Consider the following 12,981-nt stretch of genomic DNA (forward strand, 5'->3'; position numbering starts at 1 on the left):
CCGGGATCACCTCGGATCGACCTTCGCCGCGAGATCGGCCAGCACGTCCATCCCGTCGCGCACCGCCGCCCGTGCGGGACCGGGCAGGGGGTTCAGCATGGTCAGCGCCGGCCGCGCGATCCACGGTGTCAGCTGCCGGATACGCGCGGTGTCCCCACCCGCCCAATCCGGATCGGTATCGGCGAGATGATGGGTATCCGCGAGCCGGTTCACCGGGCGGCGCGGATGCATGGCCAACGTCCGCAGCATCGCGTCCTCGACGGTGAGCAGCCCACCCTCGGGATCGGGCACCAGGTCCCGCAGCCCGTCATCGCTGGCCGTCATCGGATAGTCAAGGGAAGCAGTGAGATCCGCGGTCAATCCGCCCGGCACCGGCAGCACGGCCGCCGACACCATCGACACCAGGCCGGTGGGCACGTCGCCGACCGGGATCTCGAACTGGCGGTTACCGCTCAGCCGCGCGTAGGTGGCCAGCAGGTCCCGGTACGTGGTGGTCTCCGGTCCGCTGATGTCATAGGACCCGGCGGGCACCTGCTGCGGATCGGCCGCCGCGACCAGGTAGTGCAGCACATCGCGAATCGAGATCGGATCGATCGGGTTGGACATCCAACTCGGCAGCGGCAGCACCGGGAACCGGTCGCTGACGTAGCGCAGGATCTCGAACGATGTCGACCCCGCGCCGATGATCAGCGCCGCACCCAGCCAGACGACCTCGGCACCGCCGTCGACGTGCAGCGCCTCGGCGACCTCGGCGCGCCCGGCCAGATGGTCGGACAGGGTTTGCGCACCCGGCACGAACCCGCCCAGGTAGACGATGCGGCGCACACCCGCGTCGCGGGCCGCCTCGGCGACGTTGGCCGCGGCGCGGTTGTCGGATTCCCGGAAGCCCGATTCGCCGATACCGTGCAGCAGGTAATACACCACGTCGATCTGACCCGCGGAGGCGAAAGCGGCTGTCACGGAATCGGATTCCTTGGCATCCATCGTGATTGCCGTCACATCGCCGAACCACCCGTAGGCCGCCAGCCGGTTGGGATCTCGGCTGGTCACCAGCACCTGATGGCCGGCTTCGAGGAGTTCGGCGACGAGGCGTGAACCGATATAGCCGGTGGCACCCGTCAGCAGGATCCGCATAGCCCCAACGTACCCACGGCCTCGGCGATGAAAACGGCCTAGCGGTGCAGCTCGATCAGCCCCTGATACACCTGGGCATTCAGCGCGTTGCCCGCCTTCTCCTCATCGCTGAGCTCACGGCGCACCTTGCCCGGCACGCCCGCCACCAACGACCCGGGCGGCACGACAGTGCCCTGCGGCACCACTGCACCGGCCCCGACCAGGGACCCCGCGCCGATGACGGCACCGTTGAGCACGATGGCGCCCATCCCGATCAGGCAGTCGTCCTCGATGGTGCAGCCGTGCAGCACGGCGTTGTGGCCGACACTGACGCCCGAGCCGATGCGGGCCGGAAATCCCGGGTCGACGTGCACCGTGACGCCGTCCTGCAGATTCGAGCCGAACCCCACCTCGATCGGTTCGAACTCGGCACGCAGGGTGGCGTTGTACCAGACGCTGGCCTTCGCGGCGAGGGTCACCTGTCCGATGACGCTGGCGTTGGGCGCCACCCAGGATTCGGCGTGCAATTGCGGGGCACGGCCCTGGATGGGGATGATCAGCGGTTCAGGCATGGGCGTCATCGTAAACGCCGCGGTCAGGTTCCTTGATGCTGACGGCGGCGGGCGCCGGGTGGATCCGCGATCTTCAGGGCGAGTACGACCTGGCGTTTTACCTGGCGGCCGGGCTTTGCCTGCGCGCCATGGTCCTGTGCGCCGCCGTCCGCCACCCGGCGCAGCATTTGGCCTGACCGGCGCCGCCGCATACCATTCAACCGGCGCTGCGGGGACGCCACGACCAGTACACATTCGGTCAGCTGACGGTGAGCAACGCTGAACAAGCCGCGTTCCCGATGATGCGCGCCGAGCAACCCAGGGCACCAGACACCCTGTCTTGAGCGGAGGAAGAACACGTGCACGCTCGCACCGGAAAGATCTTCGGCGTCGCCGTCGCTTCGGCGGCCATCGTCTTCGCGGGAACCGCGGTCACGGCACAGGCCGAGGAGCCGACGACGCCGAACATGGTGATCCCGGAACCCAAGGGACCGGCCTGCGAGGCGGTCAAGTCCGTGCCGTCGGGCCCCGGATCGCTGGCCGTGCTGTCCAAGGCGCAGTCCTCGGTCGCGCTGGCCAACATCCCCGAGATCTCGACGTTCAGCCAGCTCGTGTCGGGGCAGTTGAACCCGGCCGTGAACGTGGCCGCGGTGCTCGACAACGGCCCGTACATCGTGTTCGCGCCCAGCAACGAGGCATTCGCCAAGCTCACCCCCGAGCAGCTGGAGACGCTGAAGACCGATCCGGTCAAGGCCACCGCGACGGTGTACTACCACATGGCGCTCGGCATCCTGACCCCCAACGACATCGAGGGCATCATCTATACCCAGCAGGGTAAGCCGGTGGCCGTCGAGGGCGATGAGAACAACCTGACGGTCAACGAGCAGGCCAAGGTGACGTGCGGCGGGATCGGTGCCGATCACATGCGCGTCTACATCATCGACACCGTGCTCGACCCGGACACCGCGCCGGCGAGCATCACCCCCTCGGGTACCTCGAGCACCTCGACGACGTCGACCACCGCGACGACCTCGGCCGAGAGCACGACCGCCGCACCGCCGAGCCCGGGCGCTGCGGAGACCCCGGTGACCGTCACGGTCACCGAGACCGCGGCCGGCTAGGCCTCACCGCTGCACGAAAACGGCGCCCACTCCCCCGAGTTGGGCGCCGTTCTCGTTGTGCCGGAAGCCTAGAGACCCAGATCGCGGCCGATGATCTCCTTCATGATCTCGGTGGTGCCACCGTAGATCGTCTGGATGCGGACATCGACGTAGTCCTTGGCGACCCGGTACTCGTTCATGTAGCCGTAGCCACCGTGCAGCTGCAGGCACTGGTCGATGACCTTCTTGCCCAACTCGGTGCACCACCACTTGGCCTTGGAGGCCTGCACCGCGGTGAGCTCGCCGTCGACCACGGCGCGCAGACAGCGGTCCACGTACTGCTCGGCGATGTCTAGTTCGGTGTCCAGCTCGGCCATGGTGAAGCGGCTGTTCTGGAAGCTGCCGATCGGCTGCCCGAACGCCTTGCGATCCTTGACGTACTGCAGCGTCTCGTTGAAGGTGGCGCGCGCTCCGGCGACACCGGCGATGGCGATCGACAACCGCTCCGAGGGCAGGTTCTCCATCAGGTGATAGAAACCGCGGCCCTCCTTGCCCAGCAGGTTGGCCGCGGGCACCCGGACATCCTCGAAGTGCAGTTCGGCGGTGTCGGCGGCATGCTGGCCCATCTTGTCCAGCTTGCGGCCGCGGCTGAAGCCCGGCATATCGCGCTCGACGACCAGCAGCGAGAAGCCCTTGTGGCCGGCTTCCGGATCGGTGCGGGCCACCACGACCACCAGGTCGGAGTTGATACCGGCCGAGATGAAGGTCTTGGAGCCGTTGATGATCCAGTCGTCGCCGTCGCGCACCGCGGTGGTGCGGATACCGGCCAGGTCGCTACCGGCGCCCGGCTCGCTCATCGCGATGGCCCCGATCAGCTCGCCGCTGGCAAAGCCCGGCATCCAGCGCTCGAGCTGCTCCTTGGTGGCCAGGTGCTTGAAGTACGGGCCGACGATGTCGTTCTGCAGGCTCACGCCCGGGCAGGCCAGGCCGAACTTGGAGAACTCCTCGACGATGACGGCGTTGAAGCGGAAGTCGTCGACCCCGCCGCCGCCGTACTCCTCGGGCATGTTGAACCCGATCAGCCCGTAATTGCCCGCCGCCACATAGGCTTCCCGGTCGACCAGACGGTTGGCCTCCCACTTCTCGACGTTGGGCAGGCACTCCTTTTCCAGGAACTGCTTGGCGGTCTCCCGGAGCTGCTCGTGCTCGGTTTCGAAAACCAGTCTCTTCACTCTTATTTCGCTTTCCAGACAGGCTCGCGCTTCTGCGCGAAGGCCAACGGTCCCTCTTGGGCGTCCTCGGTCTTGAGCAGCGTGGAGAACTCCCCGAACGTCTGCTTCCAGAACGGCTCGTCGGCGGCGACGACACCGTCGATGGCGCCATAGGACACCCGCTTGCTGGCCCGAACGGCCAACGGCGCGTTGACCGCAATGCGTTCGGCCAGCTCCAGCGCCGCGTCGACGACGGTGCCGTCGGGCACCACCTTGTTGATCAGGCCCCACTTGAGCGCATCCGCCGAGGACAGCGGCTCACCGGTGTACACCAGCTCCAGGGCCAGCTTCTGCGGCAGCTGCTGCACGATGCGGAACACCCCGCCCGCGCCGGCGATCAGACCGCGCTTCACCTCGGGCAGACCGAACTTCGCGCGCTCCTCGGCGACGACGAGGTCGCTGGCCAGGGCCAGTTCGGTACCGCCGCCGAGCGCGGTGCCGTTGACCGCTGCGATGGTCGGCTTGTCGACGAAGTGGCGCACGTAGCCGGCGAAACCCCATTCCGGGTGATCCGGGTGGAAGAGGTTCTCACCGCGCGAGATCGCCTTGAGATCGGCTCCGGCGCAGAACGATTTGTCGCCCGAACCGGTCAGCACGATGGCCCGGACCTCCGGGTCGTCCTGCGCGGACTGCAGGGCGTCGCCCACACCGATGGACACCGACGCGTTGACCGCATTCCGCGCCTCGGGCCGGTTGATCGTGATGATCAGTACGTTGCCGCGCTTCTCGGTGAGCGCGCCGGGCTGCTCGTCGCTCACATCAGCTCCAAGATGGTCGCGTTGGCCTGGCCGCCACCCTCACACATGGTCTGCAGGCCGTACTGAATGTCGTTGTCCCGCATGTGGTAGAGCAGCGTGGTCAGGATGCGCGCGCCGGAGCCGCCGAGCGGGTGGCCGAGCGCGATCGCGCCGCCGTTGGGGTTCAGCTTGCTCTCATCGGCGCCGATGTCCTTGAGCCACGCCATCGGCACCGGCGCGAAGGCCTCGTTGACCTCGAAGACGCCGATCTGGTCGACGCTCAGGCCGGACTTGGCCAGCGCCTTTTGCGTGGCCGGGATGGGCGCGGTGAGCATGATGACCGGGTCTGCGCCGGCCAGCACGGCGGTGTGCACCTTGGCGATCGGCTTGAGGCCCAGTTCTTTTGCCTTCTCGGCCGAGGTGATCAGCAGCGCGGCCGAACCGTCGGAGATCTGGCTGGAGTTACCGGCGTGGATGACACCGTCCTCCCGGAAAGCGGGCTTGATGCCGGCCATCGACTCGACGGTGCCACCGCGGCGGATGCCACCGTCTTCGAGGACCACGTTGCCATCTTGGTCCTTGATGCCGACGATCTGGTCCTTGAAGGCACCGGAATCCTGTGCGGCGGCGGCCTTCTCATGCGAACGCAGGGAGAACTCGTCGAGTTCGGTACGCGAGAGGCCCCACTGCTCGGCGATCATCTCGGCACCGATGCCCTGGTTGGGGGTCTTGTGGTCGTAGCGCGCCTGGAAGGCCTCCGGGTAGGGGTGCCCGCCGTTGGCCAGCGAGGAGCCCATCGGGGTGCGCGACATCGACTCGACGCCGCCGGCGACGACGACGTCATAGTGGCCGGCGACCACGCCGGCGACGGCGAAGTGCAGGGACTGCTGGCTGGAACCGCACTGCCGGTCGACGGTCACACCGGGGACGGTCTCGGGCCAGCCGGCCGTCAGCACCGCGGTGCGGGCGATGTCGAGTGCCTGCTCGCCGGCCTGCATGACGCAACCCCAGATGACATCGTCGACCAACGCCGGGTCGACACCGGCCCGCTGGACCAGGCCGTTGAGCACCTGGGCCGAGAGTTCGGCCGGATGCACTCCGGACAGGGCGCCGTTGCGCTTACCGACTGGTGAGCGAACTGCTTCGACGATGACCGCTTCAGCCATGGACTTCTCCTTCGAAGGTGGTTACGGCTATATATAGGTGAAGGTAGAGCACAAGGTTTACTAGGTCAACCTACTGGTTGGTAGAGCGCCGGCGAAACTCGCGTACCCGGGGTTCGCGCGGGCGAATCCACCCCGGGTACGGGGGTTTCGCCCATTCAGGTGAACACCAGGTGTCCAGCGACATGGTTTACTGAGTTGAATACCTGTTCGCACGTTAGCCAAGAGGAGCCGCACCGTGGCCGGCAGTACCCCGCTCTCACCGATGATCGGCCCGAACGCCGTGCCGTCGGTGGCCGGGTCGCCCATCCGCTCCCCCAAGACCGCCGAGCTGGTGGCCGGGACATTGCGCCGGATGGTGGTCGACGGCCAGCTCAAGGAGGGCGACTTCCTGCCCAACGAGGCCGAGCTGATGGCGCACTTCGGGGTGAGCCGCCCGACGCTGCGCGAGGCGGTGCGGGTGCTGGAATCCGAGCGTCTGGTCGAGGTGCGCCGCGGTTCCCGCACCGGCGCCCGGGTTCGGGTCCCCGGCCCGGAGATCGTGGCCCGTCCGGCCGGTCTGTTGCTGGAGCTCTCCGGCGCGACCATCGCCGACGTCATGACCGCCCGCGCCGGGATCGAACCGATGGCCGTGCGCCTGCTCACCGAGTCCCGCAACACCGCGGCGTTCGACGAGCTCGACACGATGCTCGCCGAGTACGTCCCGTCCGGCCGGGAGACCGGCCGGATGGCCGAGACCTCCGGAGACTTCCATCAGCGGGTGGTGGAGCTGTCCGGTAATGCGACGCTGACCATCATGGCCGGCATGCTGCACGAGATCACGGTGCGGCACACGGCCTTTGCCATGAAGGAGAACCGTCCGCTGTCCAAGTCGGACTACGACCTGTTGATGCGCTCCTACAAGCGGTTGATGACGCTGATGCGCTCCGGTGACGGCGAGGCCGCCGAGGCGCACTGGCGCAAGCATCTGGACACCGCGCGCGAACTGCTACTGAAGGGCATGGAGACCGTCAAGGTCCGCGACGTGATGGGCTGACGGCGTCAGCCACTCGCGTTTTCGCGCCCGGGACGCAGCGTCGGTGAGGTGACGACGTCATACACCGGCACCGTGTCATCCCAGGGCTGCCGCGTCACCATATCGGCGACCTTGACATGGCCGCGTTCGAACTCCCCGGTCGCGGCGTCGACGAGGCGGTACTGCTGGGTCTGCCGATGGATCGGCTGCGCGTCGAGCATGACGATGCGCACCTCGCCGGGCTCGAAATGACACCGCGACTGCAGGGCGGCGACCAACTGCTCGTTGCTCATGTGCCCGTCACCGAAGTTCCAGCCGATCGCGGTGGACACGATCCGTTCCCCGTCGGTCAGCGTGTAGTCGTCCTCGTTCTGCCCCACCATGGCGCGATGGGCCAGGGTGAACAGCGCGCGACCGTGGGTGTTGAAGGAGCGGAAGGCGTATCCCATGTACATCGGGATCTGCGCGGCCTCCTTGCTGCCGTAGAACTTCTCCAGCTGGGCGGCCGGCATGCTCGCGATCGCGACGATGCCGGCGGCGATCTTGGCGTCGGCCGACGGTTTGATGCACCACAGCGAGGTGTCCCAGTTTCCGGCGTAGTACCGCATGCCGGGCAGGAAGGAAACCTTGCGCGGGAACAGGTTTCCCAGCACGACGGTGCCGGCGACGACCGCGAACAGGAGGATCGGCCAGGGGCTGTTCAGATCGCCCAGACCGATCGGTGCCTGGCCGACGAACAGGGTCAGCACGCTGAACATCATGAAGACGTTCCATTCCAGCGGCACCCCCATCGGAATCGAGCTCAGGATGCCGAAGTGGAACACCAGCATGATGAACGCCGCGATCGTGCCCGCCCAGCCGCCGTGGCTGAAGAACAGCACCAGCGGGACCAGACCCTCGACGGCGGTGGAGAAATGTCCGATGAACCGCGAGCGCCATCCGGGCCGCAGATCGTCGGGGAAGTGCTCGAAGAACTTTCGTTTGATCGCCGGCGACCGGAAGATCGGGTTGTTGCTCATCATCGTCGAGATGACGAACGGGAAATGCTTGTTCAGCTTCGAGGTCGCCGCGCCCAACCAGATGACCAGGCAGACCAGCTTGGCCGCGATGATGATGTCGGCGCCGCTGAACAGGAAGCAGAACGCCAGCGACCCGTACACCTCGCCGCGGGCGGCCAGGAAGATCACCTTGTCGCGCAACCCTGCCAGCGCCAACAACCCCAGGATCGTGGCGGTCTGCCAGACCGGCAGCACACCGACGTCGGTGCCCAGTTCCGGGATGGGCCCGGTGCCCTGAGAGAACAGCGCGACGACGAGCATGACCAGCAGTGCGCCGTAGAGCACGACGTCGACGGGTCCGCGGCCGTCCCCCTTGGTCAGCGGGATGCGGTTGGGCCACGGTGGCAGCCGGATGGTGCCGGGACGCAACCAGTACAGGATGGATCCCATCGGCGGGAAGAAGCGGTTGTTCAGTGGCCCGAAGCCACAGCCGAGGCCGACGACCTCGAACAGCATCGTGTAGAAGACGACCTTCTGGTACAGGATCGGCTCGGCGTACCACGAGGTCACGTCGGTGAATCCACCGAGGCCGTCGGTCGTGGACAGCACCAGCACCCAGGCCACCAGAACGTAGGCGAGGATCTTGGCGACATAGAACAGGTGCAGGGCGACCGGCGTGCCGAAGCCGACCTCGGCCCAGTGCCGCGCCATCGGGACGATCCGCTCCGCGCGTGTGCCCTTGCTCCACTCCTCGAAATCGATCACCGGAGTGTTCTGCTTCAGGAATCCCATGCCGGTCAGATTAGAACGTGTTCTAACTCCCCTTGCGCGAACAGACGCAAAACTGTCGGATTTGCGTCGAAATCTGCAGTTTTGTGTCTGGTCGCGGGAGTACTACGTGGTCTTGGCCGGCGGCCGGAAGAAGATGACCAACTGTCCGATACCACCGGCCAGGCCCAGCCCGACGGCGATGGCCAGCCCGCTCCAGCCCGAGAGCCAGTCGGCCCCGGGGAACAGCAGGTGATCCAGGCTGTAGCGGCCCGGCCCCGTCCCGGCGATCGCCACCGCGGTGACCGCGAGGATCAGGTTGTACTCCCAGCCCTCCTTGACGATGAAGAACCCGTTGTGCCGGTGCACCGTCCAGGCGGCGACGAGCATCAGGGCGACGAACCCGGCCGCCGGGATCGGGGTCAGCAGGCCGAGCGCCAGCCCGACGCCCGCGGCGATCTCGGTGCCGGCCGCCACCCGGGCGTGGAACAGGCCGGGCTTCATGCCGATGCTGTCGAACCAGCCGGCCGTGCCCGGTATCCGGCCGCCGCCGAAGAACTTGTTGTAGCCGTGGGCGGCCATGGTCAGGCCGAGTACGACCCGCAGGACGAGGAGCGCTGTATCGGAAGCCACGTGACAGAATCTAGGCCATCTGTCACGTCGCTGCCCACCCCCCGTCCACGCTGAGCACCGCGCCGTGGATGTTGGCGGCCTCGTCGGACGCTAGGAACAGCACCGCTGCGGCGATCTCTTCGGGAGTGCTGATTCGCCGAGACGGGATGCGGGCCAGCACCGGAGCGACATGGTCGGCGGACTCGGCGGCGCGTTCGGTGGCGATCGGTCCGGGCGCCACCGCGTTGACGCGCACCCCGGCGGGCCCGTACTCGGCGGCCCAGGATTTGGTGAGCGAGTGCACCGCGGCCTTGGTCGAGTTGTACAGCGCCGACTTGTCGCCGCCGATCAGTCCGGTGATGGACCCGATGTTCACGATCGCGCCGCCACCGCGGCGGGCCATCGCCGGCGCCAGCGCACCGGTGAGCAGGAAGGGTCCGACGACATTGGCCTGATAGGAAGCCAGCAGCGTCGCCTCGGAGATGTCTTCGGTCGGTTCCGGGGTGGACCAGATGCCGGCATTGTTGACCAGGATGTCGACCTGTCCGGCCTGCGCGGCCAACGCGCGCACCGCGGCCTCCCCTGCGCCGAGATCGGCCGCGATGAAGCTCGCGCTGCCGCCCGCCGCGCGGATGTCGGCGACGACGGCGTCGCCCCGTTCGGCGTTGCGGCCGGTGACGATGACGTGCGCTCCGTCGGCGGCCAACGCGTGCGCGATGGTGACGCCGAGACCGCCGGTGGAACCTGTGACCAGTGCTGTGCGGCCTGCGAACCGCGTAATGTTTGGACTCATGAGTCCATATGTAGGCCGATGAAAATGGACCTGCAAGTCCAAAAACTCACCCGCAAGGGTGCGGCCACCCGGCAACGCATCGTCGAGGGTGCCGCCGCCCTGATCCGCGAGCGCGGCATCGCGTCGACCACCCTTGATGACATCCGGGCCCGCACCGCCACGTCCAAGAGCCAGCTGTTCCACTACTTCCCCGACGGCAAGGAGCAGCTGCTGCTGGAGGTGGCCCGCTACGAGGCCGAACAGGTCCTGTCCGATCAACAGCCACACCTGGGGGCGCTGAACTCCTGGGCCGCCTGGGGTCGCTGGCGCGACGCCGTCGTCGACCGCTATCGCCGACAGGGGCAGAGCTGCCCGCTGAGCACACTGATGTCCGAGATCGGCCGAAGCACACCGGGAGCCCAGGCCGTCACCGAATCGTTGATGCGCCGCTGGCACGGCGAGATTTCCGCGGGCGTGCAGGCCATGCAGGAGCAGGACAAGGTCGACGCGCGCGTCGACGCCGACCGGGCCGCCGCGGCGTTGCTGGCCGGCGTGCAGGGCGGGGTCGGAATCCTGATCGCCACCGGCGACATCAGCTATCTGGAGGCCGCGCTCGATATGGGCATCCACCACCTGCGCGGTGCCGCGTGAGTTCTGTAGCTACCCAGTGGCCAGTTGTTGCACGCGAACGTCACGAATGCGTGTGATAACCGGCCACTCGACGGGACTAGAGGGCGGCCTCCAAGCGCTGCACATACGCGTCGACATCACCGATCGCCGACTCCGCGGCGAACACACTGACGGTGATGGTGTCACCGACACCGGTCACACAGTGCGTCAGTCCGACCATCGGCGACAGCCCGGGGAATGCCGCGGCCATCCGGACCGGTCTGCCGCCGAACGCGAAGTCGGCGGCGCCGCAGTTGACGCTGGACACCACGGTGTTGCCGGTCACCGCCGCCGGGCGCGCCGAGGGATCGAATTGGCCGACGCCCCACCGCAACAGGGGTGCGGGCGTGCCCGCGAACGCCCGCTCGGCAGCGAGCATCGCCGGGTGCGCGGCGCGGGCGCGCCGATCGGCCAACGCGGCGGTGATGGCCGCTGATCGGTCCGCCGCGGCGAGATCGGGATGCAGGTCGACGCCGACGGTGCCGAAGTGGTTGTAGGCCCGCCGCGGACCGGATTTGGCCATGGTGACCTCGGCACCGAGCGTCGAGGTGTCCTCGCCGAGCGCGTCGAGGTGATCGGACAGGGCCTCGCCGATGGCGCTCAGCGCGCTGACCGTCACGGTGGCCCCCGCCATCCGGGCGCGGGACCGCACGATGGTGCGCATACCTCGCTCACCGGCCGGGGCGGCGTTGGTCCGTAACGGGCGGCGCGGCGCGGCGGCCGCCGGTACCCGACCGGCCTCGCTGTCCTGCACCAGCTTTCGGTGTGCGCGGGCCGCCTGCACGGTGTGCAGCGGTAACAACGCCGGGTTGCCGTACCGCGGTTGCACAGGTTCCACCGTCCCCGCCCGGCCGAACATCACCGCCGCCGGGCCGCAAGTGCGTCCACCGCCGCCCAGGGCATGGGTGATCTGCAGGACCGCGACGGTGGCCGGCCCGGCCACCGTCGGCACACCGTCGACACCGACGAACAGGTGCACGCGCCAAGGTGTTTGACGCGGATCGAGCTGATCGTCGACGAGTCGGCTCACCTGCGCCAGGCACTGCGCCCAAGACTGTCCCGCCCCGCGGACGGTGAACTGCGCCGGGCCTGCCCTGAAAGCAACCCACGCCGGGTACCGCAGCCGCGCATCATCACGGATCCGGCGCGAAAGGTCAGGACTGACAACGGCGTTGGCCACCGACTCGGCGATCGCCGCATCGAGATCCTCGGGCACACCCTCGAATGCGAACAGCAGGAAGGTGTCGTTGGGTATCTTGGCCGACATCCAGAAGCTCTGGGCGTCGGTCGCCGTCATCCGGTTAGCGGACACTTCCGATGAAGTCCAGGATGCGCGCGGCGGTGGCCTCGGGCCGGTCGAGCTGCAGGAAGTGCCCGCCACCGTCGACGATATGCGCGGCGCTGCCGGCCGGAAGTACCCGACGCACCCATTCGGTGTAATCGGCGGAGGCACAGCCGTCGTCGCTGCCGTGCAGGTACAACGTCGGCAGCACCGGCGCATCGAGCCAGTGCCGGTGCAGCTCGGCATAACGTGTCGGCGGACGGCTGTTGCGCACCGTCGCCCGGTAGTAGCCCAATGCGGCGCGCCAACGCTCGGGCGCACCGATCGCGTCGAGGACCAGACCCACGTCCTCGGCACCGTCGTAACCCGGAGACCAGTCGCGCCACAGTTTGGGCGCCACCCGTGCCGCGGACTGCTCGGGCAACCACGGCAGCTGGAAGAACAGGATGTACCAGCTGCGCCGCAACTGCCGCGGCAGCTGGGCGGCCAGCCGGCCGGCATCGGACAGGCCACCGGGTGCGCGGAATGCCGCCGATGGTGGCACCGACATGATGGCGGCCTTGCGGAAGGGACTGTTCGGCATCGCGGCCAACCCGGTCGCGGCGATGGCACCCCAGTCGTGGCCGATGACGACGTCACGCCCGGTGGGGCCGGCCGCGTCGAGCACCCGCAGCGCATCGTCCATCAGGGCGCCGATGTGATAGCTGCCCTCGGCCGACAGTGACGACGGCGCGTAGCCGCGCATGAACGGCGCCACCACCCGCCAACCGGCCTCGGCCAGCTTCGGTGCGACCTTGCGCCAGCCGTGCGCGGTATCGGGAAAACCGTGCAGGCACACCGCCACCGGCGCGTCGCTGTCGGTCCAGTCGCCCCAGGTCAACGTGCGCAGCGTGACATCGTCGGTGACGACGTCGACGGAATCGGCCATGT

At 67.9% G+C, this 12,981-nt stretch carries 14 protein-coding genes; 4 read left to right on the forward strand and 10 right to left on the reverse strand.

Annotated features, from left to right (window positions below):
- Positions 1 to 6: 6 nt before the first annotated feature.
- Both ACWDUN_RS07285 and ACWDUN_RS07290 read right to left on the reverse strand, forming a co-directional pair.
- Entirely contained in the window at positions 7 to 1,134 is a 1,128-nt protein-coding gene (locus ACWDUN_RS07285; RefSeq protein ID WP_449926629.1) for an NAD(P)H-binding protein, read from the reverse strand.
- 38 nt (positions 1,135 to 1,172) lie between these two features.
- Complete coding sequence (locus ACWDUN_RS07290; RefSeq protein ID WP_449926632.1) at positions 1,173 to 1,694, reverse strand: gamma carbonic anhydrase family protein; 522 nt, start codon at positions 1,692 to 1,694, stop codon at positions 1,173 to 1,175.
- Between the two features lie 26 nt (positions 1,695 to 1,720).
- Here ACWDUN_RS07290 and ACWDUN_RS07295 point away from each other — a divergent pair, with 26 nt between their 5' ends.
- Both ACWDUN_RS07295 and ACWDUN_RS07300 read left to right on the forward strand, forming a co-directional pair.
- Complete coding sequence (locus tag ACWDUN_RS07295) at positions 1,721 to 1,861, forward strand: hypothetical protein (protein ID WP_449926635.1); 141 nt, start codon at positions 1,721 to 1,723, stop codon at positions 1,859 to 1,861.
- A 162-nt stretch (positions 1,862 to 2,023) separates the two neighbouring features.
- Positions 2,024 to 2,785: a fasciclin domain-containing protein gene (locus tag ACWDUN_RS07300; RefSeq protein WP_449926637.1), complete on the forward strand. Its 762-nt coding sequence runs from the start codon at positions 2,024 to 2,026 to the stop codon at positions 2,783 to 2,785.
- Positions 2,786 to 2,853: 68 nt separating this feature from the next.
- Here the strand turns inward: ACWDUN_RS07300 and ACWDUN_RS07305 are convergent, their stop codons facing one another.
- Genes ACWDUN_RS07305 through ACWDUN_RS07315 form a run of 3 tightly spaced genes read right to left on the reverse strand, consistent with a single transcriptional unit; the run spans position 2,854 to position 5,938 of the window.
- Positions 2,854 to 3,996, reverse strand: coding sequence for an acyl-CoA dehydrogenase family protein (locus tag ACWDUN_RS07305; RefSeq protein WP_449926640.1), 1,143 nt, complete (start codon positions 3,994 to 3,996; stop codon positions 2,854 to 2,856).
- 2 nt (positions 3,997 to 3,998) lie between these two features.
- Positions 3,999 to 4,793: a crotonase/enoyl-CoA hydratase family protein gene (locus tag ACWDUN_RS07310; protein ID WP_449926643.1), complete on the reverse strand. Its 795-nt coding sequence runs from the start codon at positions 4,791 to 4,793 to the stop codon at positions 3,999 to 4,001.
- The gene (locus ACWDUN_RS07315; RefSeq protein ID WP_449926646.1) at positions 4,790 to 5,938 is read right to left on the reverse strand and encodes a thiolase family protein; all 1,149 of its coding nucleotides are present in this window, start codon (positions 5,936 to 5,938) and stop codon (positions 4,790 to 4,792) included. The genes ACWDUN_RS07310 and ACWDUN_RS07315 overlap by 4 nt, the downstream gene beginning before the upstream one ends.
- Before the next feature lie 235 nt (positions 5,939 to 6,173).
- On the opposite strand from ACWDUN_RS07315, the gene ACWDUN_RS07320 reads away from it, so the two are divergent.
- Positions 6,174 to 6,971, forward strand: coding sequence for a FadR/GntR family transcriptional regulator (locus tag ACWDUN_RS07320; protein ID WP_449926648.1), 798 nt, complete (start codon positions 6,174 to 6,176; stop codon positions 6,969 to 6,971).
- Between the two features lie 5 nt (positions 6,972 to 6,976).
- Here ACWDUN_RS07320 and ACWDUN_RS07325 read toward each other — a convergent pair whose 3' ends face one another.
- From ACWDUN_RS07325 to ACWDUN_RS07335, 3 genes are all read right to left on the reverse strand, one after another.
- Positions 6,977 to 8,740 (reverse strand): DUF3556 domain-containing protein, encoded by a 1,764-nt coding sequence (locus ACWDUN_RS07325; RefSeq protein ID WP_449926651.1) that lies wholly within the window; start codon positions 8,738 to 8,740, stop codon positions 6,977 to 6,979.
- A gap of 102 nt (positions 8,741 to 8,842) precedes the next feature.
- Positions 8,843 to 9,349 carry a DoxX family protein gene (locus ACWDUN_RS07330; protein WP_449926654.1) on the reverse strand — a complete coding sequence of 169 codons (507 nt, stop codon included), beginning with the start codon at positions 9,347 to 9,349 and terminating at the stop codon, positions 8,843 to 8,845.
- A 22-nt stretch (positions 9,350 to 9,371) separates the two neighbouring features.
- Positions 9,372 to 10,121 (reverse strand): SDR family NAD(P)-dependent oxidoreductase, encoded by a 750-nt coding sequence (locus ACWDUN_RS07335; RefSeq protein ID WP_449926657.1) that lies wholly within the window; start codon positions 10,119 to 10,121, stop codon positions 9,372 to 9,374.
- A 24-nt stretch (positions 10,122 to 10,145) separates the two neighbouring features.
- Between ACWDUN_RS07335 and ACWDUN_RS07340 the strand changes: the two genes are divergently transcribed.
- Complete coding sequence (locus tag ACWDUN_RS07340) at positions 10,146 to 10,751, forward strand: TetR/AcrR family transcriptional regulator (RefSeq protein ID WP_449926660.1); 606 nt, start codon at positions 10,146 to 10,148, stop codon at positions 10,749 to 10,751.
- Positions 10,752 to 10,827: 76 nt separating this feature from the next.
- Here the strand turns inward: ACWDUN_RS07340 and ACWDUN_RS07345 are convergent, their stop codons facing one another.
- On the reverse strand, positions 10,828 to 12,066 hold the full coding sequence (locus ACWDUN_RS07345; RefSeq protein ID WP_449926663.1) for a WS/DGAT domain-containing protein: 1,239 nt from the start codon (positions 12,064 to 12,066) through the stop codon (positions 10,828 to 10,830).
- 4 nt (positions 12,067 to 12,070) lie between these two features.
- Positions 12,071 to 12,979: an alpha/beta fold hydrolase gene (locus ACWDUN_RS07350; RefSeq protein ID WP_449926666.1), complete on the reverse strand. Its 909-nt coding sequence runs from the start codon at positions 12,977 to 12,979 to the stop codon at positions 12,071 to 12,073.
- Positions 12,980 to 12,981: the final 2 nt, after the last annotated feature.

The sequence above is a fragment of the Mycobacterium sp. NPDC003323 genome (assembly GCF_053589535.1).

Bases quoted from the DNA above. Each gene is read 5' to 3' on its own strand.
- ACWDUN_RS07285 (WP_449926629.1), bottom strand. From the start codon at position 1,134: ATGCGGATCCTGCTGACGGGTGCCACCGGCTATATCGGTTCACGCCTC.
- ACWDUN_RS07290 (WP_449926632.1), bottom strand. From the start codon at position 1,694: ATGACGCCCATGCCTGAACCGCTGATCATCCCCATCCAGGGCCGTGCC.
- ACWDUN_RS07295 (WP_449926635.1), top strand. From the start codon at position 1,721: ATGCTGACGGCGGCGGGCGCCGGGTGGATCCGCGATCTTCAGGGCGAG.
- ACWDUN_RS07315 (WP_449926646.1), bottom strand. From the start codon at position 5,938: ATGGCTGAAGCGGTCATCGTCGAAGCAGTTCGCTCACCAGTCGGTAAG.
- ACWDUN_RS07325 (WP_449926651.1), bottom strand. From the start codon at position 8,740: ATGGGATTCCTGAAGCAGAACACTCCGGTGATCGATTTCGAGGAGTGG.
- ACWDUN_RS07335 (WP_449926657.1), bottom strand. From the start codon at position 10,121: ATGAGTCCAAACATTACGCGGTTCGCAGGCCGCACAGCACTGGTCACA.
- ACWDUN_RS07340 (WP_449926660.1), top strand. From the start codon at position 10,146: ATGGACCTGCAAGTCCAAAAACTCACCCGCAAGGGTGCGGCCACCCGG.
- ACWDUN_RS07345 (WP_449926663.1), bottom strand. From the start codon at position 12,066: ATGACGGCGACCGACGCCCAGAGCTTCTGGATGTCGGCCAAGATACCC.
- ACWDUN_RS07350 (WP_449926666.1), bottom strand. From the start codon at position 12,979: ATGGCCGATTCCGTCGACGTCGTCACCGACGATGTCACGCTGCGCACG.